The sequence below is a fragment of the Coprococcus sp. ART55/1 genome, from assembly GCF_000210595.1.
GTDB classification, from domain to species: Bacteria; Bacillota; Clostridia; order Lachnospirales; family Lachnospiraceae; genus Coprococcus; species Coprococcus aceti.
In genome coordinates this window covers 2,251,055-2,274,243 of sequence record NC_021018.1, presented here as the reverse complement: position 1 = coordinate 2,274,243, position 23,189 = coordinate 2,251,055, and the positions used below count along the sequence as shown (strand labels likewise).

At 45.7% G+C, this 23,189-nt stretch carries 20 protein-coding genes; 5 read left to right on the top strand and 15 right to left on the bottom strand.

Going from position 1 to position 23,189, the window contains the following annotated elements; translation table 11 throughout:
* Positions 1–54: 54 nt before the first annotated feature.
* Entirely contained in the window at positions 55–300 is a 246-nt protein-coding gene (locus tag CCU_RS10230; RefSeq protein ID WP_158564584.1) for a hypothetical protein, read from the bottom strand.
* A 288-nt stretch (positions 301–588) separates the two neighbouring features.
* Here CCU_RS10230 and CCU_RS10225 point away from each other — a divergent pair, with 288 nt between their 5' ends.
* The gene (locus tag CCU_RS10225; protein ID WP_015534586.1) at positions 589–930 is read left to right on the top strand and encodes a helix-turn-helix domain-containing protein; all 342 of its coding nucleotides are present in this window, start codon (positions 589–591) and stop codon (positions 928–930) included.
* A gap of 321 nt (positions 931–1,251) precedes the next feature.
* Here the strand turns inward: CCU_RS10225 and CCU_RS10220 are convergent, their stop codons facing one another.
* The 3 genes from CCU_RS10220 to CCU_RS10210 all read right to left on the bottom strand — a co-directional run bounded on the left by CCU_RS10220 (position 1,252) and on the right by CCU_RS10210 (position 3,013).
* Positions 1,252–1,872, bottom strand: coding sequence for a flavodoxin family protein (locus CCU_RS10220; RefSeq protein WP_015534585.1), 621 nt, complete (start codon positions 1,870–1,872; stop codon positions 1,252–1,254).
* A gap of 48 nt (positions 1,873–1,920) precedes the next feature.
* On the bottom strand, positions 1,921–2,106 hold the full coding sequence (locus tag CCU_RS10215) for a hypothetical protein (RefSeq protein WP_055272143.1): 186 nt from the start codon (positions 2,104–2,106) through the stop codon (positions 1,921–1,923).
* Between the two features lie 97 nt (positions 2,107–2,203).
* Positions 2,204–3,013, bottom strand: a complete 810-nt coding sequence (locus CCU_RS10210) for a helix-turn-helix domain-containing protein (RefSeq protein ID WP_330369880.1) — start codon at positions 3,011–3,013, stop codon at positions 2,204–2,206.
* A 338-nt stretch (positions 3,014–3,351) separates the two neighbouring features.
* On the opposite strand from CCU_RS10210, the gene CCU_RS10205 reads away from it, so the two are divergent.
* On the top strand, positions 3,352–6,720 hold the full coding sequence (locus CCU_RS10205; protein WP_015534584.1) for a glycoside hydrolase family 2 TIM barrel-domain containing protein: 3,369 nt from the start codon (positions 3,352–3,354) through the stop codon (positions 6,718–6,720).
* Between the two features lie 137 nt (positions 6,721–6,857).
* On the opposite strand, the gene CCU_RS10200 is transcribed toward CCU_RS10205, so the two are convergent.
* From CCU_RS10200 to CCU_RS10175, 6 genes are all read right to left on the bottom strand, one after another.
* Positions 6,858–7,502: a phosphoribosylanthranilate isomerase gene (locus tag CCU_RS10200; RefSeq protein WP_015534583.1), complete on the bottom strand. Its 645-nt coding sequence runs from the start codon at positions 7,500–7,502 to the stop codon at positions 6,858–6,860.
* A gap of 51 nt (positions 7,503–7,553) precedes the next feature.
* Complete coding sequence (locus tag CCU_RS10195; protein ID WP_015534582.1) at positions 7,554–8,918, bottom strand: ATP-binding protein; 1,365 nt, start codon at positions 8,916–8,918, stop codon at positions 7,554–7,556.
* A gap of 175 nt (positions 8,919–9,093) precedes the next feature.
* Positions 9,094–9,696 (bottom strand): GNAT family N-acetyltransferase, encoded by a 603-nt coding sequence (locus tag CCU_RS10190; RefSeq protein WP_330369947.1) that lies wholly within the window; start codon positions 9,694–9,696, stop codon positions 9,094–9,096.
* A gap of 70 nt (positions 9,697–9,766) precedes the next feature.
* Positions 9,767–12,031, bottom strand: coding sequence for a 5-methyltetrahydropteroyltriglutamate--homocysteine S-methyltransferase (metE, locus tag CCU_RS10185; protein ID WP_015534581.1), 2,265 nt, complete (start codon positions 12,029–12,031; stop codon positions 9,767–9,769).
* 137 nt (positions 12,032–12,168) lie between these two features.
* Entirely contained in the window at positions 12,169–13,221 is a 1,053-nt protein-coding gene (locus CCU_RS10180; protein WP_015534580.1) for a LysR family transcriptional regulator, read from the bottom strand.
* A 4-nt stretch (positions 13,222–13,225) separates the two neighbouring features.
* Positions 13,226–14,116, bottom strand: coding sequence for a LysR family transcriptional regulator (locus CCU_RS10175; RefSeq protein WP_015534579.1), 891 nt, complete (start codon positions 14,114–14,116; stop codon positions 13,226–13,228).
* A gap of 203 nt (positions 14,117–14,319) precedes the next feature.
* On the opposite strand from CCU_RS10175, the gene CCU_RS10170 reads away from it, so the two are divergent.
* The 3 genes from CCU_RS10170 (at position 14,320) to CCU_RS10160 (ending at position 17,200) form a co-directional block, all read left to right on the top strand.
* Entirely contained in the window at positions 14,320–15,081 is a 762-nt protein-coding gene (locus CCU_RS10170; protein ID WP_004852143.1) for a DUF4866 domain-containing protein, read from the top strand.
* Positions 15,068–16,444 (top strand): threonine/serine ThrE exporter family protein, encoded by a 1,377-nt coding sequence (locus CCU_RS10165; RefSeq protein ID WP_015534578.1) that lies wholly within the window; start codon positions 15,068–15,070, stop codon positions 16,442–16,444. The genes CCU_RS10170 and CCU_RS10165 overlap by 14 nt, the downstream gene beginning before the upstream one ends.
* A gap of 84 nt (positions 16,445–16,528) precedes the next feature.
* On the top strand, positions 16,529–17,200 hold the full coding sequence (locus CCU_RS10160; RefSeq protein WP_015534577.1) for a YoaK family protein: 672 nt from the start codon (positions 16,529–16,531) through the stop codon (positions 17,198–17,200).
* Between the two features lie 122 nt (positions 17,201–17,322).
* On the opposite strand, the gene hydE is transcribed toward CCU_RS10160, so the two are convergent.
* The 5 genes from hydE to CCU_RS14800 all read right to left on the bottom strand — a co-directional run bounded on the left by hydE (position 17,323) and on the right by CCU_RS14800 (position 23,177).
* Positions 17,323–18,414: a [FeFe] hydrogenase H-cluster radical SAM maturase HydE gene (gene hydE, locus CCU_RS10155; protein ID WP_015534576.1), complete on the bottom strand. Its 1,092-nt coding sequence runs from the start codon at positions 18,412–18,414 to the stop codon at positions 17,323–17,325.
* A gap of 103 nt (positions 18,415–18,517) precedes the next feature.
* Positions 18,518–19,192, bottom strand: coding sequence for a YkgJ family cysteine cluster protein (locus tag CCU_RS10150; RefSeq protein WP_015534575.1), 675 nt, complete (start codon positions 19,190–19,192; stop codon positions 18,518–18,520).
* Positions 19,193–19,223: 31 nt separating this feature from the next.
* Positions 19,224–22,061: an ATP-binding cassette domain-containing protein gene (locus CCU_RS14160; protein ID WP_055272134.1), complete on the bottom strand. Its 2,838-nt coding sequence runs from the start codon at positions 22,059–22,061 to the stop codon at positions 19,224–19,226.
* 13 nt (positions 22,062–22,074) lie between these two features.
* On the bottom strand, positions 22,075–22,956 hold the full coding sequence (locus CCU_RS10135) for an energy-coupling factor transporter transmembrane component T (RefSeq protein WP_242859108.1): 882 nt from the start codon (positions 22,954–22,956) through the stop codon (positions 22,075–22,077).
* Positions 22,957–23,015: 59 nt separating this feature from the next.
* Positions 23,016–23,177 (bottom strand): DUF4430 domain-containing protein, encoded by a 162-nt coding sequence (locus CCU_RS14800; RefSeq protein ID WP_334290614.1) that lies wholly within the window; start codon positions 23,175–23,177, stop codon positions 23,016–23,018.
* Positions 23,178–23,189: the final 12 nt, after the last annotated feature.

The following is a 23,189-nucleotide window of genomic DNA, read 5'->3' as shown; positions in this document are numbered from 1 at the left end:
GCCACAACTCCGATGGCAGCCACAACAATTGCCATATTCATATTTTCTTCTCCTCTACTTCTTTTTTGACGGAACCTTTATCGATGTTTGACACGCGACATAGCTCGCACCAGTATTTTTCATTGCTATGTATCTTGTTGTGGTACTCCAGCCATCGTGGACCACCAAAAACGTATACACCTTTCCCGTTCTCATATTCTTATATTCCTTATAACCTACCACTGCAACAGTATGATTATAATAGTATCCATTTGCAATAGAAAACATACACGGATTTCCACTGTCAATTTGTTTCTTCAAAGTTGAATATGTCCACATATAGTTACTGTTTCCAGTGCCTGAAGAATAACCAAATCCCTTTTGCCACGTCCTTTTCACCAAGTTATTATTTTTATTAACTGGCAATCCCCTTTTCTTTGTATAGCCAACATTACCAGAATTAGTCTTATTTTTTCATTGTGTTTTATCCCCCTCTTTAATTATATATAAGTTCAGATCAACCTAGTTTGTAATTCAATAATGTAGTATATCTATATTGATGTCAACAAATTATTTTGCTAATATGTTCAGTTACAACGACATCTCTATATGCCAATGAAGGTGGAGGAGCTGTCTGACTACGTTGGAATCAACAGAAGCTATTTCTCCGACCTGTTCAAGCAGTACACCGGGATGAGTCCTGTGAAATACCTGCAGAATTTCCGCATAACAAAAGCCCAGCATATGCTTACCATATCTGAGCTTTCTATAGAAAGTATTGCATTTTCACGCGGCTACCAGTCCGCCGAGGCTTTCCACAAGATCTTCCGCAAGACCACCGGCATGTCGCCCAATGCCTACCGCCAGGAAAAGCGCCAGAGAACGCTCTCCAGTCAGGAGACCATGAACAACAACAGGCCGGATTATATCGAGACGGACGACGAGCTGTGATCTTTACAAGGCCACAGCTCGCTTATCATTTTGACATATTCTATTTATCATAAGCACAATATAAACGCAATTACATGAATCACCAGATCATTGTCGGATGCCACATTATCAGCAATAACAAACACAAACCAAATCTCCTTTGAATCAAACGCATTTATATTTTAAAAAGTGTTAGCAGTAGAATACTTACCATTTCCATACCTTGACTATAGTTCAAGAGATTACATATGTAATCTCTCTTTCTACCATTAACACTATGTTCTGATTTAGGTTAAACTCAATCTTTGTCATTTGCTTCACGATATTATAATCTTTACTAATTTATCTTATAAAGTTCGTCTGGTTGCCTCTCTCCGTGTCAGGGAGTGCAACACCTGCTGCCTTGCCGGCTTCAAAGCATTTGAGCATCCATGCAAGGTTCTTAGCAAGATTCCTCATGGTCTGCATACCCTCCGCATCCAGCTCAGCCTCTCCAGGCACGCGTCCGTGTACAAGATTCCAGTATGTAGAGCCAGCCACCGGCATCTGTGATATTCCAAAGTATTTATTCATCACATCGAATGATGCTGATGTTCCGCCACGTCTTGCAACTGCCACAGATGCACCCGGCTTGAATGCAAATGCACGGCCGCTGCTGTAGAATACTCTGTCAAGGAATGACTGCACACGTCCGCTTGGATGAGCATAGTATACAGGTGTTCCAAATACCAGTCCGTCTGCTTCCTTTGCCTTGGCAACGAACTCATTTACCTTATCGTCATCAAACACACAGCCTTTTTCCGTACACTGTCCACAGCCTATGCAGTCTCTCAGTGGAGCTGCTCCGATCTGGAATATCTCATAGTCTATTCCCTCTTTCTTGAGCTGCTCGCCTACCTCGTAAAGTGCACGGTATGTATTGCCCTGCGGCTTCGCGCTTCCATTCAACATTAAAACCTTCATATTCAGTTCCTCCAATCATTTACACCACTATTTATATGTAACTGTCGATTACTTATCAGCAGTTCTCTTTTCTTTTATATATTTGACTAAAAATATTATCGCCAGTACAAGCAAAACGCTGACACAGAATACCGTCACGCCCAGGGAATACACTGACTTTTTTATCAGCTTAGCCACCACAAATACTATAGCCAAAATTACAAATAATATTGATTTGTATAAATTGCTGCTCACGTTTTATCCCTCCATGTTAATTTCCACCGCCACACACACATGGCAGTTTCTTCTATATTATATATACACTTATTGATAAATTTTTTCCAGTTATTTGTCAATGTCTGAGCGACTTCCTATACTCCATAGGTGACATACCCTTTTCCTTCTTGAATACTCTGCTGAAGTAGAGCGGATTATCGTATCCAACTATCTTTGCTATCTCCGTCATGTTGTAGTCCGAGCTCTCGAGAAGCATCTGGGCGTTGGCTATACGCTTTGACATGATGTACTGTGTGGGCGTGGTGCCGATGCGCTGTCTAAAGTTCCGTATGAACCAGCTCACGCTCATGTTATGCATGCTTGCATAGTCCTCCACAAGTATTCCCTCGTTATAATGCTCACTAAAATATGCCGCCGCACGGTCCATCTCCTCTGCCATGGCCGACACAGTTTTGGAATCATCCTGCCCCTGCTGCCTGTGAGCTGAGATAAGCATCTGTCTGAATATGTATTCCAACATCTCCTCATAGTCATCCCGGCAGAGCTGTAGCTCCTGTATCATTTGCCTGAACAAAATTCTGTACTCAGCATGGTCTCCACCATAGAACATATTCACATCGTCATTTATTCCGTATCGCCTGAGTGTCTGCTTCACCTCTCCCCCGGTGAAATGCACCCAGAACACCTCCGTGTGTTCGTCTCCGTAATACACATACCGTTGCATCTGTCTCGGCCTGTATATCACCATGCTTCCGGGACAGGCGATCACATCCTGCCCATCTATCTCAAAATGTGCCTTTCCCGCCGCCACATATATGAGCTGATAATCCTTACGCCCCTTAGGTCTGTAGGTCGTAAACTCTTTCTGTGTATACAGCTTGTACGTTCCGCAGCTTGTGACTATGAGCGGTCTGCTCTTGTCCACTATGTCGAGCAGTTAGTTGTGAAGATATGCTGAGTTTGTATACATGTGTGGCTCCTTTCTATATGGCAAATCACACTATTATTTCACTATTTTTACACTATTTTGAAGCGTGTGCAGACACATCCTGTATGCTTTATACTTTTTCTTTTGTCTGTTCAGAGACTTCACCCTGCAAGCGGACTTGCAGGGTGCGGTGTATCCGCCTTATAAAACTAGAATGTGCATATTTTGTCTCATTATATGTATGGACTTTTCATGTGCCGTTATCTTATAATATATCTAACAAACGACGAATATACAACGTTTTATATATTAAATTAACCACAGGAGGTATTGTTATGATCATTCCGCGTCACTACGAAAATCTGCATATTCTGCACGAGAACACCATGCCGGATAGGAATTACTATATTCCTGCTGGGAAGGCATACAGCACATCCCTTGATGCAAGGGATCACTCGGACAGAGTACAGTTTCTGAATGGAACCTGGAAGTTCCGCTACTATGACAGCATTTATAAGCTTCAGGACGAATTCCACAGTGAGGGATATGATATATCCGGTTTCGATGATATTCCGGTTCCATCAGTATGGCAGATGCACGGATACGACTATCACCAGTACACCAATGTCAGGTATCCATTTGCATTTGACCCACCTTATGTTCCAAAGGACAACCCATGCGGAGCATATGTGACCGACTTCGACTACGATCAGAACGAGGACGCGCCACTCGCGCACTTGAACTTTGAGGGTGTAGATTCCTGTTTCTATGTATGGCTCAACGGCAGGTATGTTGGCTACAGCCAGGTATCCCATTCGACCAGTGAATTTGACATAACCGAATTCATAAGAAACGGCTCCAACAGGCTCTGCGTGCTGGTTCTCAAATGGTGCGACGGAAGCTATCTTGAGGATCAGGACAAGTTCCGCATGAGCGGTATTTTCAGGGATGTATATATCCTGAAACGCTCTGAGGGTGCTGTATACGACTATTTCATAAAGACCAGCTGTGACGATATAAAGGATCCAACTAAGGCAGATGTAACCATAGACTTCACAGCATTTACAGAATATTCCTGCGTTGAAGACCGTTTTTCATCAAAACCGGAAGCAGTGGTTGATAAAGGCGCTGATTCAAATGTTGATATTGAAGTTACTATTCTGGACGCCGATGGCAGCATATGTTCATCAGGCTGTGTAAAATGTGAAATTTCCGCTCAGAGCGATGCCAATACCAATGCAGACGAAGGCAAAACCGCAGCCAGCTCCAGCAGCATTACTTTGTCGATCGACTCCCCTGTGCTGTGGAATGCAGAAAAGCCATACCTCTACACTGTCATCATAAGATGCGCCGGTGAGGTCATCACTGACAGGATAGGAATCAGGGAGATAACGATAGAGAATAAGATCGTGTACATCAACGGCATGCCTATCAAGTTCCACGGAGTGAACAGACACGACTCTGACCCTGTGACCGGTTTTACAATCAGCAGAGAACAGATCATCAAGGATATGTCGCTGATGAAGCAGCACAACGTCAACGCCATAAGGACAAGCCACTATCCAAATGCTCCTTATTTCTATGAACTCTGTGACGAATATGGATTCTATGTGATAGATGAGGCTGATATTGAAGCCCACGGGCCAAGCGAGCTTTACTATGCAGATAACAGCTGGGACAACAAGGCAGCAAGGTGGAATGAGCCGATCGCCAACAATCCTGAGTTCTGCGAATCCATTCTTGACCGCATCAAACGCTGCGTCATCAGGGACAAGAACCGTGCCAGCGTAGTCATCTGGTCCATGGGAAATGAGAGTGCGTACGGAGTGACATTCGAGGAAGCTCTGGCATGGGTCAAGTCCTATGACAGCTCCCGTCTCACCCACTACGAGAGTGCACAGTATACAGACGGCAAGCGCAAATACGACTACAGCAATCTGGATCTCTACAGCCGCATGTACCCATCCATATCTGAAATGGCTGATTATATAGAAAACGGCGGTGACAAGCCATACATTCTCTGCGAATATTGTCATGCCATGGGCAACGGCCCTGGAGATCTGGAGGACTACTTCCAGTTCTTCGACAGCCACGAGACCACCTGTGGCGGTTTTGTATGGGAGTGGTGCGACCACGCCATATACAGGGGCAAGGCGGCAAACGGCAAGGATATATACGCCTACGGTGGAGACAGCGGTGAGACTATCCACGACGGCAACTTCTGTATGGATGGTCTGGTGTATCCGGACCGCAGACCACACACAGGACTTCCTGAATTCAAGAACATCAACCGCCCGGTAAGGATCACTGGATATGATGAGACAAATGGAGTTTTGACTCTGCACAACTACATGGATTTCACTGACATCAGGGACAACCTCACAATGAGCTACGAGGTTATGCGAGATGGTCAGGTTGCCGCATCCGGGGATATCGACACGCCTTCCATAGCTCCTCACAGTGTCGGAACTATCAGCCTGAGCCCTGTTACAAATATACAGAAGTCATCGTCAGACTTATATGCATCAAGTCATTCTGACATTTCTGACAGCTCGGATATTACCGATTGTTCAAGTGTTGTTGAATGTTCAGATGTCGCCGATTGCACAAAAGATATTATTACACACAGCTTGTTTCTCCGTGTGATATATAAGGCAGCTTGTGACAGTGCATTTGTCAAGGAAGGTGATGTGTTGGGATTTGACGAGATAGAACTTGCCACACAAAAACAGAACGCAGACAAGGTCCTGGATAAAGCATCGTCTTTGGACAAGGCGCAGAATTTGGCGGAACAATATCTGACTACTCAGGATACAGCTTCTGCCCATCTTCATGTATCGGAAAGCGACACAGAATTTGTTGTCAGCGGAAGTAATTTTGAATATATATTTGACAGAAATACAGGAAACTTTACGGACATTGTGGTTGATGGTCAGGAACTTCTATCTGCACCGTGCGACAAGACTATCTGGCGCGCACCTACGGACAATGACAGAAATATAAAGAACGAGTGGTTAAGAGCCCACTATGACATGATATCCGAAAGGACATATGAGACTGGCTGCATTATAAAAGATGGATGTGCCGTGATATCGTGCACGTCAAGCCTCTCAGCACCAACGGTACAGCCTGTTCTGAGGATAAACGCTGAATGGATAATAACACCTGAAGGAACTATAAAATCAAAAATGCATGTAAAGAAAAATGCTGAATTCCCTATGCTCCCAAGATTTGGCGTGAGGATGATTTTGAGAGAAGATATGCGAAATGTAAATTATATCGGTATGGGTCCATATGAAAGCTACGCAGACAAGCACCATGCAAGCTGGCATGGCTCATTTTCTGCATCCATTGACGAGATGCACGAGGACTATATCATGCCACAGGAAAATGGAAGCCACTTTGACTGTAGCTATGTCCAGATCGGCAGTCTGATGGAAAACGACATCAAAACAGATATGTCCGCCCACAGCATAACCGTGACATCCGCTGTGCCATTTTCAATGAACGCCTCGCCTTACACCGCAGAGGAACTCACAGTGGCAACCCACAACTACGAGCTGCCAGAGAGTGACAAGTCCGTCCTGTGCATAGACTATCGCCAGAACGGAATCGGCTCCAACAGCTGCGGCCCCGAGCTTGATGAGAAATACAGATTTGACGAGGATGAGTGGGAATTTGGATTTACCATGCATGTGAAATAGATACAAAATTATCGCTAAATTAAGTTTATCTCATGAAAAAGGACAAAGCCTCCAAACTTTGTCCTTTTTTCCGCTTATATGAGTATTTAGATACAATTTTGTATCTTTTTCACCATTTTGACTGTGATTAGCGAGAATCAATTATCAGATTTACCCGAAATCTGCCAAGCAGCGGTATTCCTCTTCATCCGGCGCATCTTCTCCGGATCCTTGCCCGATTTTTGGACGCCACCTACCACATCGTACTCTATGCCAGATGACACATCGACTACGTCAGGATGCACCTGCTCTATCGCCCGCCGCACATTGTCCGGCGTGAGACCTCCGGCAAGCACAAACAGCCTTCCATCTCTGTCGATATCCGTCAAACTGTTCCAGTCAAATGTCTTGCCACTTCCAGGTTCACCGGCATCGAACACATAACCTGCAACATTCGAAAGGCTTTGATAATGTGGGTACATATCCATATCCTTCACATTGAACGCCTTCCACACAGGCAAATGCGCACTCTCTATAAGCTCATCGCTGGTCTGTCCATGAATCTGTATCACATCAAATCCCAGCTCACCTATCTCCGCTATCTGCTCCGCATCCGGGGATACCACCACTGCAACCTTCTTCACATCTTTCCTCAGTTCTTCAAGCAACCTGCGCGCAGTCTCCACGCTGACATTTCTCTTTGACTTTGGGAAATACATCACCATTCCTATATAATCAGGTCTCACCTCATTCACCGCGGCCACATCGGCCGGGGTCGTGATTCCGCACATCTTTATCTTCATGCTGTCTCTCCTATTTTTTAACATCGGCTCGTCAACAGGCGAAAACTGATGCTACATATCCTTATCGAACGTCAACCCTGATAGGTCAAGTTTATATATCGTGTCAGCCATCTTTTCGTTTTCCAGAAACATCATCATATATATTGGCAAATATACTTTTTTGCCGCTGACCTCTACGTTTCTCTCCGAAAAAACATATGCATATTCTATTCCGTAATTTTCATCAGCCAAGACATTGCACAGCGCAGAGTGTCGTTTGTAATCCTTACCCGATTTTATCTCCAGTGGAACTACTTTACCATTCAGTTCTATTACAAAATCAAGCTCACCCTGCTTTTTGCTGTTAAAATAATATTCTTTATGACCTTTGCTGAGTAGTTCCTGGGAAACCACATTTTCAAATAGCGCACCATTGTTTATAGACTTTTCTTTATTCAGTATCGCCATTTTCACCTGATCCGAATACCTACTTGTCAGCAGTCCTACATCGGAGAAAAATAGTTTAAAGAGATTCCTATTCTCACTGATCACAAGCGGAAGTTTCGGCTCACTTATATTGTAGACCGGTATCGCAACCCCAGCATCCTTAAGCCACAGAAAATCATTTGCAACCCTATCATAACTGAGGCCTTTACCTATACTATTGATCTGGAATCGTTTATTTTTCTGATCAAGCTGTCCCGGCATAGCATCATATATCTCCTGCAGTTTCAGTTTGTATCTTGTCTCATACTTTGTAAAATCACTCTTGTACAATCTAACTATCTTTTCATGTACCTCCGCTACCTTCGCAAGATCATTTGTCTCCACATAGGTATTGACCGCCTCCGGCATTCCGCCCACGATAAGATACAGATTGAATACATCAAGCATTTTTTCATGTACAAACGAATCAACAGGCAGCCTCTGCGTAAAGCATTCCTTCATTGTGTCGATCACATTCTGATTCACACCAACAGAAACCATAAATTCGCACAGATCCATCGGATACATATCGCATACTCGCAGATATCCAACCGGTGCAGATCTGAGATCATTCAGCTCTACGCCCAAAAGCGAACCGCTCATGATATACCTGTAGCTTCCATCTTCCACCAGGAACTTCACTCTTGTCACTATATCTTTAAACTCCTGCACCTCATCCAGAAATATGATCGTACGGCCTTTCTCAAGAGGCTGTTTTGTCACCAGGCTAAGTCTCATAAGCAGATCCTTTGCATCTCTGGCACCGTCAAACAATGTTACAAGCTCCGGCTGGTCAATAAAATTTAATTCCACATATGGCACTCCACTTTCCCTGAGGCATTCTTTTATAAGATATGTCTTACCGATCTGTCTTGCTCCAGTTATGAGCAAAGCATCCCTGCCGCTCTGAATCCATGAATCTATATAATTTTTTGCCGATCTTTCCAGCATAAAATCACCCCCACACACTGCATTTGCAACTTTTCTATCCCTATGATATCAATTTTTTGCAACTTTTCCAACCTTTTCGCGGTGATTTTTGCAACTTTTCCAACCTTTTTTCGGCAGATTATGCAACTTTGCGAGCTTTAGTAACAATTTTCTTTTATTTTACGGCGGGTCCTCCTTATGAAAATATCTGTCCGGGCAGTGTCTTTTTCTCTTTATATAGAAACTGCCTGTCGAATTCTTCCACAGCCTTTTCGTCCACGAAATATCCTTCTGGCGGAGCGTACTCACCCGTGACTCCATCAAGATATCCGGAAATCAGCTCCTTGCAGAGGAAAAACGATGCATCCTCCCCCTCATCAAGTCCATGATAGCGAATGCCAAACTCGCTTGCCGGTCTGAATCCGCTTTTGCCATAGAAATCAATATTCCCCTCAAAGCATAGTGCTCCGCAGCCGAGCTCTGCAGCTTTCTGCAACGAATAATCTAGCAGTATCTTTCCATAGCCCTTACGTTTAAGTTCATTCTTTATGCATATAGGGCCCATCGTCATAACCTGAATACTTCTTCCGTCATCCGCAGTTATTTCTGCTCTCATAAACATATTCTGGCCGATGAGTTCTCCTTTTTGCAGCATAACTAAATCCAGTTCCGGGACAAATGCACTGTCTTTTCTCAGCTGATTGAGCACATAGTGTTCCAGGCAGCCGGGACGATACACATTCCAGAAACTGTCCCGCACCAGATTCTTGACTTCCCGGTATTCATCCTCTTTCTCCAGCCGTATAACCAGATCATCATTATGACTGACTTGCGTAATATTTATGTGAATTTGTCAAACATTTTATATATTATTTTCTCACCTGTCTGGCAGCCTCAACCATATTTCTGAGGCTGGCGTCAGTCTCAGGCACACCTCTGGTCTTAAGACCGCAGTCCGGATTGATCCAGAGCTTATCCCTGCCTATCTTCGTGAGCATGACATTTACCGCCTTCACGATCTCTGCCACCGACGGAACTCTTGGAGAGTGAATATCATATACGCCAGGTCCCACCTCTGTCTCAAAGTTGTTCTCCCTGAGAGAATCCAGGATCTGCAGATCGGATCTTGACGCCTCAAATGTGATCACATCCGCGTCCATATCATCTATGGCAGGTATGATATCCGTAAATTCACTGTAGCACATATGTGTGTGTATCTGTGTCTCAGCCTTCACACCGCTGTGTGTCAGACGGAATGCAGGTATCGCAAAATCAAGGTACTCCGTATACCAATCAGATTTTCTGAGTGGAAGCTTTTCTCTGAGTGCAGCCTCATCTATCTGTATCATCTTTATTCCATGCGCCTCCAGATCCAGCACCTCATCTCTGATCGCAAGCGCTATCTGTGATATAGATTCCTTGATTGATATATCCTCCCTTGGGAATGACCAGTTGAGTATCGTCACCGGACCGGTCAACATTCCCTTCATGATCTTGTCTGTGAGCGACTGCGCATATACAGACCAATCAACCGTGATCGGCTTTTTGCGGTATACGTCACCCCATATCACAGGCGGCTTTACGCATCTCGTTCCATATGACTGTACCCACGCTTTCTCAGTGAACAGGAATCCGCCAAGTGCCTCACCGAAATATTCAACCATGTCATTTCGTTCATACTCGCCATGCACAAGCACATCCAGTCCGATGTCCTCCTGCCACTTTACACATTCCTTTATCTTTCCCTTTACAAAGTCCACATATTCCTGCTCAGATATCTCTCCCTTTCTGAGCTGTGCTCTCTGTGACTTTACATCCTTGGTCTGTGGGAATGAACCTATAGTGGTGGTCGGAAGTTCTGGAAGCCCAAACTTCTTCTTCTGAAGAGCCTGTCTCTCGCTTCTCTTCGGAAGTCTTGCATAATCTGCCTCAGTCACTGCCGCAAGCCTCTGTCTCACCTCGTAGCTGTTGCAGTCTCTTGTTCCCGCAAATAACTCCTGATTCTTGTGGTATGCCTCAAGCTCTGTATAGTTATAACTCTCGGCAAGTGCCGCAAGCTCCGAGAGTTCAATAAGTTTCTCCTCCGCAAATGCAAAGAACCTCAGATAGTCCTGTGACAGCTTCGTCTCTTGCTTAAGTGTGTATGGCACATGAAGCAGTGAGCATGATGTAGACAGAACCACATCTATCTTCTTATCGCGGAGCTGCCCTACTACCTTGAGAGTCTTGTCGTAATGATTTCTCCATATATTTTTGCCATTTACCAGGCCGGCAAAAAGTACCTTATCCCCAGGGAAGCCGTATCCGTCTATAAGCTGACCGGTCTGTTTGCCCTCTATAAAATCAAGGCCTATTCCGGCAAATGGCATATTTATGATATCTTCATACACATCCCTCACATCACCGAAGTATGTCTGGAGAAGTACCTTACATCCTGCATGATCTGCAAATACCCTGTCATACACCCTGTGGAAAAGTGCCTTATCATCGTCATCCATATCTCTCACCAATGATGGTTCATCAAATTGCAGCCACTCCACATTCTCTTCATCGCACTCGGCGATGAGCTGTCTGTAAGCCTCTGCCACATCATCAGCAAAGTCTTCTGCATTCTTTGATCCCACATATCTGCAGAGCTTAAGCATTGTGTATGGTCCTATAACCACAGGCTTTGTCTTGATCCCCAGCTCCTTGGCCTCCTCGTATTCACCTGTAAGTTTCTCGCAGTCAAGGCTTATCACCGTGTCATCCTCTATCTCCGGAACTATGTAATGATAGTTTGTGTTAAACCACTTCTTCATCGCAAGAGCCTTCACATCCCCGGATTCTCCCTGATACCCCCTTGCCATGGCAAAGTACGTGTCAAGCTTTGAGACATTTAGCTCTCTGTATCTCTTTGGCACTATTCCGAGAAGAACTGCTGTATCAAGCACTATATCGTAAAATGAAAAGTCGTTGCACGGAATAAAGCCTATCCCTGCTGCCACCTGTGTCATCCAGTGTCTGTGTCTGAGATCCGCTGCAATTCCTGTAAGCTCCTGCGCCGTTATCTCATGTCTGAAATATTTTTCAGATGCAAATTTTAACTCTCTTAATGTTCCCACCCTTGGAAATCCTATAACCGATGTCTTCATCATATCCTCCTGTAATTTCATGCGTCTGCTCCACATTATATAAAGACATCCCTCACTTGTATAATACATAAAAATATAGCGTGAATATAGTTTTACGCTATATCCGCGCTATATTTATATCTTGTATTCTATGTCAGCTATGTGGCTTTAACCCTTCTCATATGTTCCGCCGCCTTCTCCCTCACATCTCCGCAGGCAGGCTCTCCGTCATCCCTCATCTCGTTGAAGCGTCCCCTGTGCTGGAGCTTTCTCTGAGGAATTTTTACTGAATCTTCCGGCCCGTCACTGCCAGACGTGAGATAATTTGCCAACGCACCGAGATAGGTGTTTCCAAGTCTGCTGAGGATCGCCTTCCTGTGGACGATATACCCTATCCTCATATCGCTCTCATCCGCAAGTGGCACCGATATAATGTCCTTGCCGTTCAGCTTTTCATCTATGACACCGCTGCACACAGTATATCCATTCAGGCCTATCAGCAGATTGAACAGTGTCGCTCTATCCCTGACTCTTATATTCTTCTTTCGCTCCGTCGTAGAGAATATTTCCTCCGAGAAGTAAAAAGAGTTGTGCTCTCCCTGCTCAAATGACAAGTATGGATAAGCCTCCAGCTCTTCATTTGTTATGATATCATTCTTCGCCAGTGGATGCTTTCTGCTTATGAACACGTGAGGCTTTGCCACGAACAGCTCATGAAATTCCAGGTCATTTGCCCGGAGGATCTTGTTCAGCACCTTCTCATTGAAGTCATTCATGAACAATATTCCGATCTCGCTTCTCATCCTGGCGACATCATCTATGATCTCATAGGTCTGTGTCTCCCTTATGCTGAAATCATATTCGTCCTGTCCATACCTCTTTATCAGGTCAACAAATGCATTTACCGCAAATGAATAATGCTGGGTGGACACGCAGAAGCTCTTCTTGCCGCCATCGTCCCCCTTGTATTTGTCCTCAAGGACCTTCGCCTGCTCAAGCACCTGTCTCGCATAGCCGAGGAAGACCTCGCCCTCTATGGACGGACTTATTCCCTTATTTGACCTGTTGAATATATTTATCCCCATCTCTTTTTCCAGCTCATGGATGGCATTTGTCAGGCTTGGCTGGGATATATACAGCCGGTTCGCTGCCTCGGTGATCGTGCCCGTATCCGCAACCATCACCACATATCTAAGCTGCTGAAGTGTCATATTCTCACCTGCTTTCTACTATTATTTTCTTGAACTGCTTTGCTGCCTCATTCAGCGGGTGCAAGCAGTCATACACAAGACATACATTCCTGTCCGGAAGCTTTTCCTCAAGTGAAAGTTTTACAACCTCTTTGTTCTTTACTGCCTCCCTCGCCATCAGTTCCGGTATAAATGCAAGTCCAAGCTCACACTTCACAAGTGGCAGTATCTGATCCGTGGTGGCCGCCTCCGTGTCCGGCGCAAGCTCCACGCCATGCTCCCTGAATATTCTGTCGTAGAATCTGAATGTCATAGTCTCCCTGCCCAGACAGATCATAGGATAGTTCCTCATCTCCGCAATGGACAGTTTTTGCTTTTTAAGTGAAGAAAATGTCGTTCCGCCGATAAGTATCTCACGATATGACTGCAGCACGATCTTCTTGAGAGGAGCCTCCACATCAGCCGGAGTTGTAACTACTGCAAAGTCTATACTTCCATTCTTCACTTCATCCACAGCCTGAGGTGTAGAATGGTTGTATATCTTGAGATTTATACCCGGATACGCCATGTGAAATGCCCGCAGTCTGTCCAGCAGATATATATTTAACGCCGTCTCACTGACACCTATCGTTATACTTCCGTGAGTGAGATTCTCACCATCTGCCAGCTCATCCTCCGCCGTCAGAAGCTGTGACATTGCAGCCTCCACATATGAATAGAGCTGTTCCCCGTCTCTTGTGAGCTGTACACCCCTGTTTGTCCTGACAAATAGTATCCTTCCAAGCTGCTGCTCCAGGCAGTTCATCGCCCTGGTCACATTTGGCTGACTGTTTCCAAGAACCTTTGCGGCTTTGGTAAAGTTATGATATCTCGCAACATAATAAAATATCTTATAATACTCGAAATTAACGTTCATAATCTATTGTTAGCCACAGACTATATTACATGTCTGCTATACTCCCTTTCTTAAAATTATTTTCCATGCAGCATCCCCAACATATCATTTTATTATCGCTGCCATATCAATTATGATTTTCACTTATTGCTACTCCGATAGTATAATCTAACCAGATTTAAATGACAAGACAGCATTTATCATATGAAAGGATGCGCATATATATGGAAGAAAAGACCATTTTCCCAAGGGAAGAAAAATCGGAAATATTATTTGAAAAGATCCTCAGGGATCCCTGGGCATGTGAAAAGCTTATGGATACATTTTGCAATTATCTGTTCTGCAATGATGACTTTGACTGCAATCTGTCACCGGAAGAATTTGCAAAATCACTTCTCTCCGCTTATCTGGACAGAGATATGTCTGCATTCCTGATGTCCATCTGCAACAATACCATGTTCGATCTGCTAAGGAATTCCTACCTCATCCCATATCGCTTCAACGCCGATGGCAAGACCAATCCTGTCATCACGACCGATGAGCACGGCGAACTTCTGCCTGAATTCAGAAACTCTGTAAAAGAAAAGGATTATCAGCACTTTCACGATATATACACACATATGACACACAACGAGAATATGTATCTTGCAAAGGCATACAGATACAGCCATGAATACACTTCTGACAACATGGAAGTCGGACAGAAGATCCTTGAGGAGTGCACTGGAGTCCTGCTCATCAGAGAGCTGCCGGACACGGTAAAGCTCAAGGAGACCGAAGCTGAAGCATACTGTGCTGTGTGGGATATCATGGTCGAACTGGAGAAAAATCTTCCCATGGCATTTGTATTCTATGGTCAGGATACCCTGGACAGGCAGGGCATGCGATATGACGAGCTTGGAATATTCCTGCCGGATTCACTGCTCATGAAGAATCTTGAAAGACACGTTGCGAAAGCCGAGGCGATCATTTATGCAGAAAAGTAATACTGGCAAAACAGCAAAATCCTCAAATTCTGGATCATACATAGACATCATGGAAAAAAATCACATGGAGATCCCATGGCATGACTACGCCAATGCCGACAGCAATGTACTCATATGTAAGGCAGGTCTTATTGAAAAGGCTTCTGTCATAGGCAGAGTCGGTCTTATCATGCTCTCATGCGGAACAGGTGCATGGCGTGTCCGTACTTCCATGAACAGGCTTTCCAAGGAACTGGGCGTCACATGTACCGTTGATGTCGGTCTCATGTCCATAGAATTCAACTGTTTTGACGGTCACGACTGTGTATCACAGTCCCTGTGCATCGCCAATACCGGGGTGAACACCTCAAAACTCTACAGAATGGAGCAGTTTGTTGACAATTTTCCAAATGAAGAGGCGCATCTGACTGGCGAGGAGATCCATCAGAAGCTTGATGAAATAGAAAGAATACATGCCTTATACTCTCCTCTCCGTCTCGGACTTGCCTCTGCCCTAGCCTGCTGCGCCTTCACATTTCTTCTAGGTGGCGGACCTGTAGAAATGATACTGGCATTTGTCGCAGCCGGAATCGGCAATCTCATAAGGACAAAGCTTATCAAACACCATTTTACTTTATATATGAACATAGCGGTATCCGTGTCAGCCGCTTGTCTTGTGTACGCACTGCTGCTAAAGGTCGCTGAACTGGCATTCCATATACCCGCCTTCCACGAAGCCGGATATATCTGCTCAATGCTGTTCATCATACCGGGATTTCCATTTATCACCAGCGGCATAGACCTTTCAAAGCTGGATCTGAGATCAGGACTTGAGAGGCTTACATACTCGATCATCATTGTGCTTGTGGCAACGATGTTCGCATGGATCATGGCGCTTCTGCTGAAGCTCCACCCACAGGATTTTGCGGCACTCGACATAACACCAGGACTTCATCTGGTGTTCAGATTGATTACCAGCTTCTGCGGTGTGTTCGGATTCTCCATCATGTTCAACAGCTCCATACACATGGCTGCCACAGCAGCTGCCATCGGCGCCATAGCCAACACTCTCCGTCTTGAACTGGTAGATCTTGCCGGCATTCCTGCAGCTGCCGCCGCATTTGCCGGAGCCCTCACGGCCGGACTGCTCGCTTCATTCATCAAAAGCACCAATGGTTATCCGCGAATCTCACTGACAGTCCCATCTATAGTCATCATGGTTCCAGGACTTTATCTTTACCGGGCAATATACAACTTTGGAATCATGTCACTTTCCGATGCCGTGTCCTGGTTTGCAGCTGCCATCATGATCATCATAGCCCTGCCACTTGGACTGATATTTGCAAGGATCCTGACGGACAAAACCTTCAGGTACTGCACCTGATCCCCAAATGGGGACAGGCACCTCCGTCCCCCAGATGGGATCAGCGCCTGAATGTCAAATCTACAACCAAGGAGTATATGAACCATGAAGTTTTATCCACATAGACAAATGTCAGAATCTTTCATCACCGCGGCCTTCCTGTCAGTATCAGGAGGTCTGCAGGATGCATATACCTATATATTCAGAGGAAAGGTATTTGCAAATGCACAGACAGGCAACATAGTTCTTCTCGGTCAGAATCTTGTAGACCGAAACTGGAGAATGTGTGTACACTATGCCGTTCCTCTATTATTTTTTGCGCTTGGAATTGCTGCTGCCGAGTGTATAAAACAGAAATTTCAGAATATGCAGCAGTTTCACTGGAGACAGATCGTTGTATTGTGTGAGATTTTTCTGCTTCTTATCGTGGGATTTCTTCCCATAAAACTCAATCTTCTCGCAAATGCCATGGTTTCATTTTCATGTGCCATGCAGGTTCAGGCATTCAGGAAGGTCAACGGCTACGCATTTGCCAGCACCATGTGCATTGGAAATATCCGAAGCGGCACAGATGCCCTGTGTGCATACTTCAGAACAAAGGACAGGAACACACTGTTCAAATCCCTATGCTACTGGGCGATCATCCTGCTATTCGGAATCGGTGCCGCTGTGGGCGGTCACTTCATCCGTATATTTGATATGAGGACCATCTGGTTCTCCTGCTGTCTGCTGTTCGTGAGCTTTCTGTTCATGTTCATCAAGGAAGAGAGAGAGTAAAAATGAGCTTACGCGAGTCCTCAAGGAGCAGACGCATGAAAAGGCGCTTCGCGCGGCGTCTGCGTGATATATCGTCAAGCTTTGCTTGATGACCTACGCGCACATCAGTGCGCTTCCAGACATCATAAGGGATCTCCTCTATCGACAACTACCTGGAATCCGAACGCCTCTGCGCGCCTGTCAAGGCAGCCGCGGCACTGAGCTGATTCCTCCCCCGTGCATATCTTGTTGTCGTAGAGCTCGTATTTCTTTCGGACAGACACAGGAGACAGATTCGGCATGACCACATTCGCACCGTGCATAAACCCACGCTCCCTGCCATCCGCCGCTATCGTTCCGAGAGATGTGGTGGATGGTATGAGTGCCTTCGGGAACATCAGTCTCAGCAGGCTTATCATCACCAACGTCTGCCTGACCGTTCCCTGCTTCATCTTCGCAAATGGCGTCTCCTTGTGAGGAACATACGGCCCGATTCCTATCATCTGTGGTTGCAGCTTCGCAAGGAAATGCAGATCCTCGGCCAGATTCACCGGCGTCTGATACGGCGATCCCACCATGAATCCGCTTCCCACCTGATACCCAAGACTTTTAAGATTATACAGACATCTGACTCTGTTGTCATAGCTCATCGAATCCGGGTGTAATCTTTCATAATGCACCCTGTCCGCGGTCTCATGTCTCAGAAGATATCTGTCCGCCCCGGCCATCCGCCACAGCCTGTAAGTCTCATATGGATGCTCGCCAAATGACAGCGTGACAGCACAGTCCGGATATCTCTCCTTGATGCACCTCACTATGTCAGCTATAGCCTCATCCGAAAAGCCTCCGTCCTCGCCTCCCTGAAGCACAAATGTGCGAAATCCCAGCACATATCCCTCATCGGCACAAGCCAGAATCTGATCCATTGTCAGACGATATCTGTCCACATGGCTGTTGCTCTTCCTGATACCGCAGTAGTAGCAATCATTCTTGCAAATGTTCGTAAACTCGATAAGTCCTCTTATATATATCCTGTTGCCAAAACTCTGATGAGCCAGATCGTAAGCCTTCCTTCTGAGATACTCAAAGTCAGAGAGATCATCCTGAGAGCTCTGAGGGTTCTCTGAATCCGACAAAATTCTTATTGCTTCACCCAGCTCATTGACTCCCGGCAGTTCACCTCTGCCCTGTCCATATTCAAATGTCTTATCTATGATATCTCTAACTTTTCCCATATAAACTCTATACCCTGTTTTTACATTTATAACTCTGTATGATCAAGTGACTTCCGATACAAGGTAAACAAAGTTACATCCAGATACTCCATTCCATCCCTTTCTACTCCGTCATACACAGCAGACTCCTAATGTGCGCAAGTCTGGCATCAAACTGATCATAGAAATCCTTCTCCGCATCATACATTCCCACATACATAACCTGCAGCACCAGCATGGTCTGATTTCTCGCTGTCTCATCCTCGCCAGCGCGCATATACTCGATCAAGTTTCTCTGCATGTCCTTCTGGAACTTGTGCCAGTCATTTATATATTTCGTGTACCGCGGCAAGTCTTCTGTATCTATCCATTTCGACACCTTGACCTTAGTCCTGCCCGCGCGCTCACACTCATGTATCTGCAGGATGTATCTGAATCCGTCATCGGTGTAATATCTGCCAAGTGGAAAGAGTCTGCAAAAGCCAGGTCTCGCGCTATGGATGCTGCATCTGCCCTCATCGTTTAAGAATGGGCACTTATCCGCCGTCATCCTTATATTTGGAAGCACCAGACCATCCACCACATTGACCTCAAGCTCCTTTTCAAGCAGCTGTGTAAAGTTCTTTCCGGTCTCCTTACAAAGTCTCATCACGTCCAGTGGATCAAGGATGATGGAACTCCCCATCCCTGTGCAGCAGGCATGGCACCCCTTGCACTCATCGCAGTACGCCTTCACCATATCATTTGCATCGTATAATCTTCCATCTGAGATATCTTCCAGTTTCTCATTTCTTATCATAGCAGTAATCCTCAATCATTTTATTATTTGTCTACAGAACACCATACTTGATCCGCACCCTGTCAAGCTTCTCAAGAAATGGTCTTGCCAGCAGCCACAGGAATATCACCGTTGCAGTTCCATGCACCACGTCAAATGGGAATCCCGTCACATATGACGCTATGATCATGCTCCTGTTCACAGCCGGCTGCCAGATTATCACCGACGCCGGATTCATTATTCCGCCATATATCAGGATACAGATAAGTGCACCGAATATGCACAGTCCAAGCTTTGTCGTGTTCTTTGTCCGCACTCCGCTTTTGGAGAAGAAGAGTCCCGCCATGAACCCCACCAGTCCCATGGCAAACATCTGCCACGGAGTCCACGGGCCCTGCCCCATCAGAAAATTAGACACGAACATGGACATTGCGCCGACCACAAATCCTCCTTCGCAGCCAAATGCCACTCCGGATATGATCACTATGGCCATGGTCGGGCTGAAGTTCGGGAGCATGAAGAATGCCGCCCTGCCCGTGACGGCCAGAGCACACATAACCGCCAATATGACTATATCCCTTACCTTGGGCTTTCTTCCCTCAAATGATACGAAGAACGGGATCATTACCTCTATTATAATCAGCAGAGATATAAAATAATATTTTTTGTCTCCAAGTCTCTCGCATCCAAACCATATCGTAAGTGGAATCACAACGAGCATAGCCACTATACTTAATATCGTTCTCCTGACGGATCTGTGACCGGCAGCTTCCATGACGATATCCTCGTTCTTCTTTTTGGTGACAGGTCTTATAGCAAGGAGCAGCCCCGCTATGGCACATATCATCACTCCATACATAGCCAGATATTTCCATCCCTTTGACGTGATGGTCATCCCTCTCTGCACAAGATCTGCCAGATTGGACTGGGCCATGGTCTGCCAGAAGCAGAATATGATGATCACCGACGTGACAGATATCGTGAGTATCTGCCACCATTTCAGGGGATCAGCTTCGCGCTCCTTCGTCAGCACAATATCTCTGGTTATTTCAGCGTCAGGAATCCTGTTATCATCATCCACATCTGCATCTTCACATCTGGGCTCACGTGAGTCACCACCAGAGCTGCCTTCCCCTCCGGCTTCGCTGTCAGAAACGCCATATGCCCTCAATATGTCGGTCACAGTAACAGCACCATGAAGTATTCCCTGGGAGATCCTTGCCGCCGCAGTGGTGAAGAAATTGTTGCCCGCCAGATATTCCTGTACGCCGTTCACTGTGGCAAGCTCGCCATCGAACAGCAGCGCTATGCGGTCTCCCGCCACAGCGCAGAATTCCACATCATGGCTCACCACCACTATGGTCTTGCCATGTCGCTGCAGATCTCTGAGCATACACTTGAGTTCTGCCTTAAACCCATTATCAAGCCCCTTTGTCGGCTCATCCATGAGCAGAATATCAGGATCATACAGAAGTACCTTTGCAAGTGCCAGCCTCTGCTTCTCTCCTCCTGACAAATCGTAAGGATGTCTGTCCATCAAATGCTCCAGCTTACAGAACCTCACTATGTCCACCAGCTTTTTTCTGTCACTTGCGTCCACCAGTTCTTCCCGTACAGAACGTCTTGTGAAAAGAAGCTCCGGGTTCTGTGGGAGCATGCCCACACTTTTACCCTGTTTTATCTTTATTCTTCCACGGTACGGCTTATTTACCCCCGCTATCAGGGAGAGCAACGTCGACTTGCCGCATCCGTTGCTTCCATTTATCATAAGTATCTCATTATCGTATATGTCAAGATCCAGACCGCGAAGTACTTCCTGCGAACCCTTGTCGTATCTGAAGTGAACCTCATCTATCCTGACTGCCCAGGACTTGTCCTGACGATTCGCAATTTTTCTTGTATTTTCTACAGCACCATGGTCAGTTTTCTGACCATCTGCCTCCCTGGCATCCCCTTCATCCACCAGCACATACCCAGGCGCAACCTCATGCCCCGATTCCCTGTACTTACTGTCAAACTGTGACAACCAGTTTCGCCCCTCCGCTACGGTCACCGGAGATTCATCCGAGCCATCAAGCCCCAGATACACCTGGACAGCCGCCGGCATGGAGAGATACAATCCATTTCTGTTTATACCTTTTTCCTTTAACCTCTGTCCTTCATTTTTCAGGGTGGCAGCTACCTCCTTGACAGTTCCCTGACACAGCACTGTGCCTTCATCCATGACCACCGCTCTGCTGCACAACGGAAGCACCTCCTCCAGCCTATGCTCAGTCATGATGATGGTCGTGCCAAGCTCCCTGTTGATTCTCACAAGACATGCTATGAATTCATTCGCAGCTATCGGATCGAGCTGGCTGGTTGGTTCATCCAGTATCAGCACCTCCGGAGACAGAGCCATGACCGACGCAAGATTCACCATCTGCTTCTGTCCGCCAGACAGCTCTGCGACACGCCTGTGGAATATCCCGGATAACCCGAAGAATGAACACATCTCCGCAACGCGTCGTCTGATATATCCATTATCGTATCCCAGACTCTCCAATCCAAATGCCAGCTCATGCCACACTTTATCAGTGACAAGCTGTGCATCGACATCCTGCTGTACAAATCCGATCTGCCTTGCTGATGTCCGGTCATCCATCTCCTCCAGGCTTCTTCCTTTGAACTCTATCTTCCCGGACGATCTTCCGTGAGGAGCGATACTTGTCTTCAACTGCCTAAGAAGTGTGGTCTTTCCACATCCGGAACTTCCCAATATGACCACGAATTCCCCCTGTCCCACTGATAGTGTCACATTTTTCAATGCATCAGGCAAATATCTCTCGCCCGAATCATCATTGCTATCGGGATATGCAAATGTCAGTTCTTTTATATCTAATATATTCACCGCTTCTCCTTTGTCACATTTTGCGAATCTTAACATTTTCTTTTGCCTGCATATATATTGGAACACATATAAGACATACATACACTACATACATACTTACAGTAAGTGTACCACTTATACTTCCTCTTATAGACGGATAATACCAGAACGCAAATCCTCCGCACACACTGCCGGCCAGCACATACAATCCACACACAAGTATAAATGCAAGCGCTTTAGTATCACTTTTTCTAAATCTATACAGTGAATATGCAGATCTTCCGGAAAGTCCATATCCCCGTGATCTCATACTGTCTGCAGTGACAAGCGCCCGTTCAAGAGCCCAGGTTACAACGGCAGAAAACACATGGCAGCCCGTTCTAATTCTCACAAAATACGAACCTTTTGGTTTGTATCCAGATGCCCTCTGAGCTCTGTACACCTTTCCAAACTGTCCTGCTATGTCCGGAATAAACCTCAGTGTCATGGAAAGTATCAGTGACAACACTGGCGCCGCCTTGCCGAACAGATACACCATCTTGTCCGATGATATAACGCAGTTAAAGCACGAAAACCAGCATATCACTGTCACCAGCATAAACGCAGCCATGATTCCATACATTATAGACTCCAATGTCAACGGATTTCCAGACGGAAAATATGTGAGTATCGTCACTCCCTGATGGCTGAACGCCGGGTTGATGAGCGCCGTCAGCAATATAAGCGGGATCATATATTTTATATTAATCCTGAAGCCATCATATCCCCTAAGCAATACCGAATACACAAATGCCCCTATAAAAGACATGCCCAGGCAAACCGGATGGGTAAATGCCAGGGCATATCCTATAGTGAATATAAAGTATACCAGATTGACTATAGGGTGATATGTGGAAAATGAATCCTGTCTTTTCACAATTATATTTTTATCTCCTATCAATCACTATGTCCAGTACCCATGTCTCAGCGAATCTGTCAATGCATCTCGGATCCAACATCTGCTCCCAGGTCACATGTATAGAGCCATTTTATCACATCTCCCTGCTTGAGTTCATAGCTTGAACAGCCATAATTCGGGAACCAGCCATTTACCGAGTACATCCAGCCTGAGCCATCACCACAGTCAAATTCATACAGATTGTGAATTCC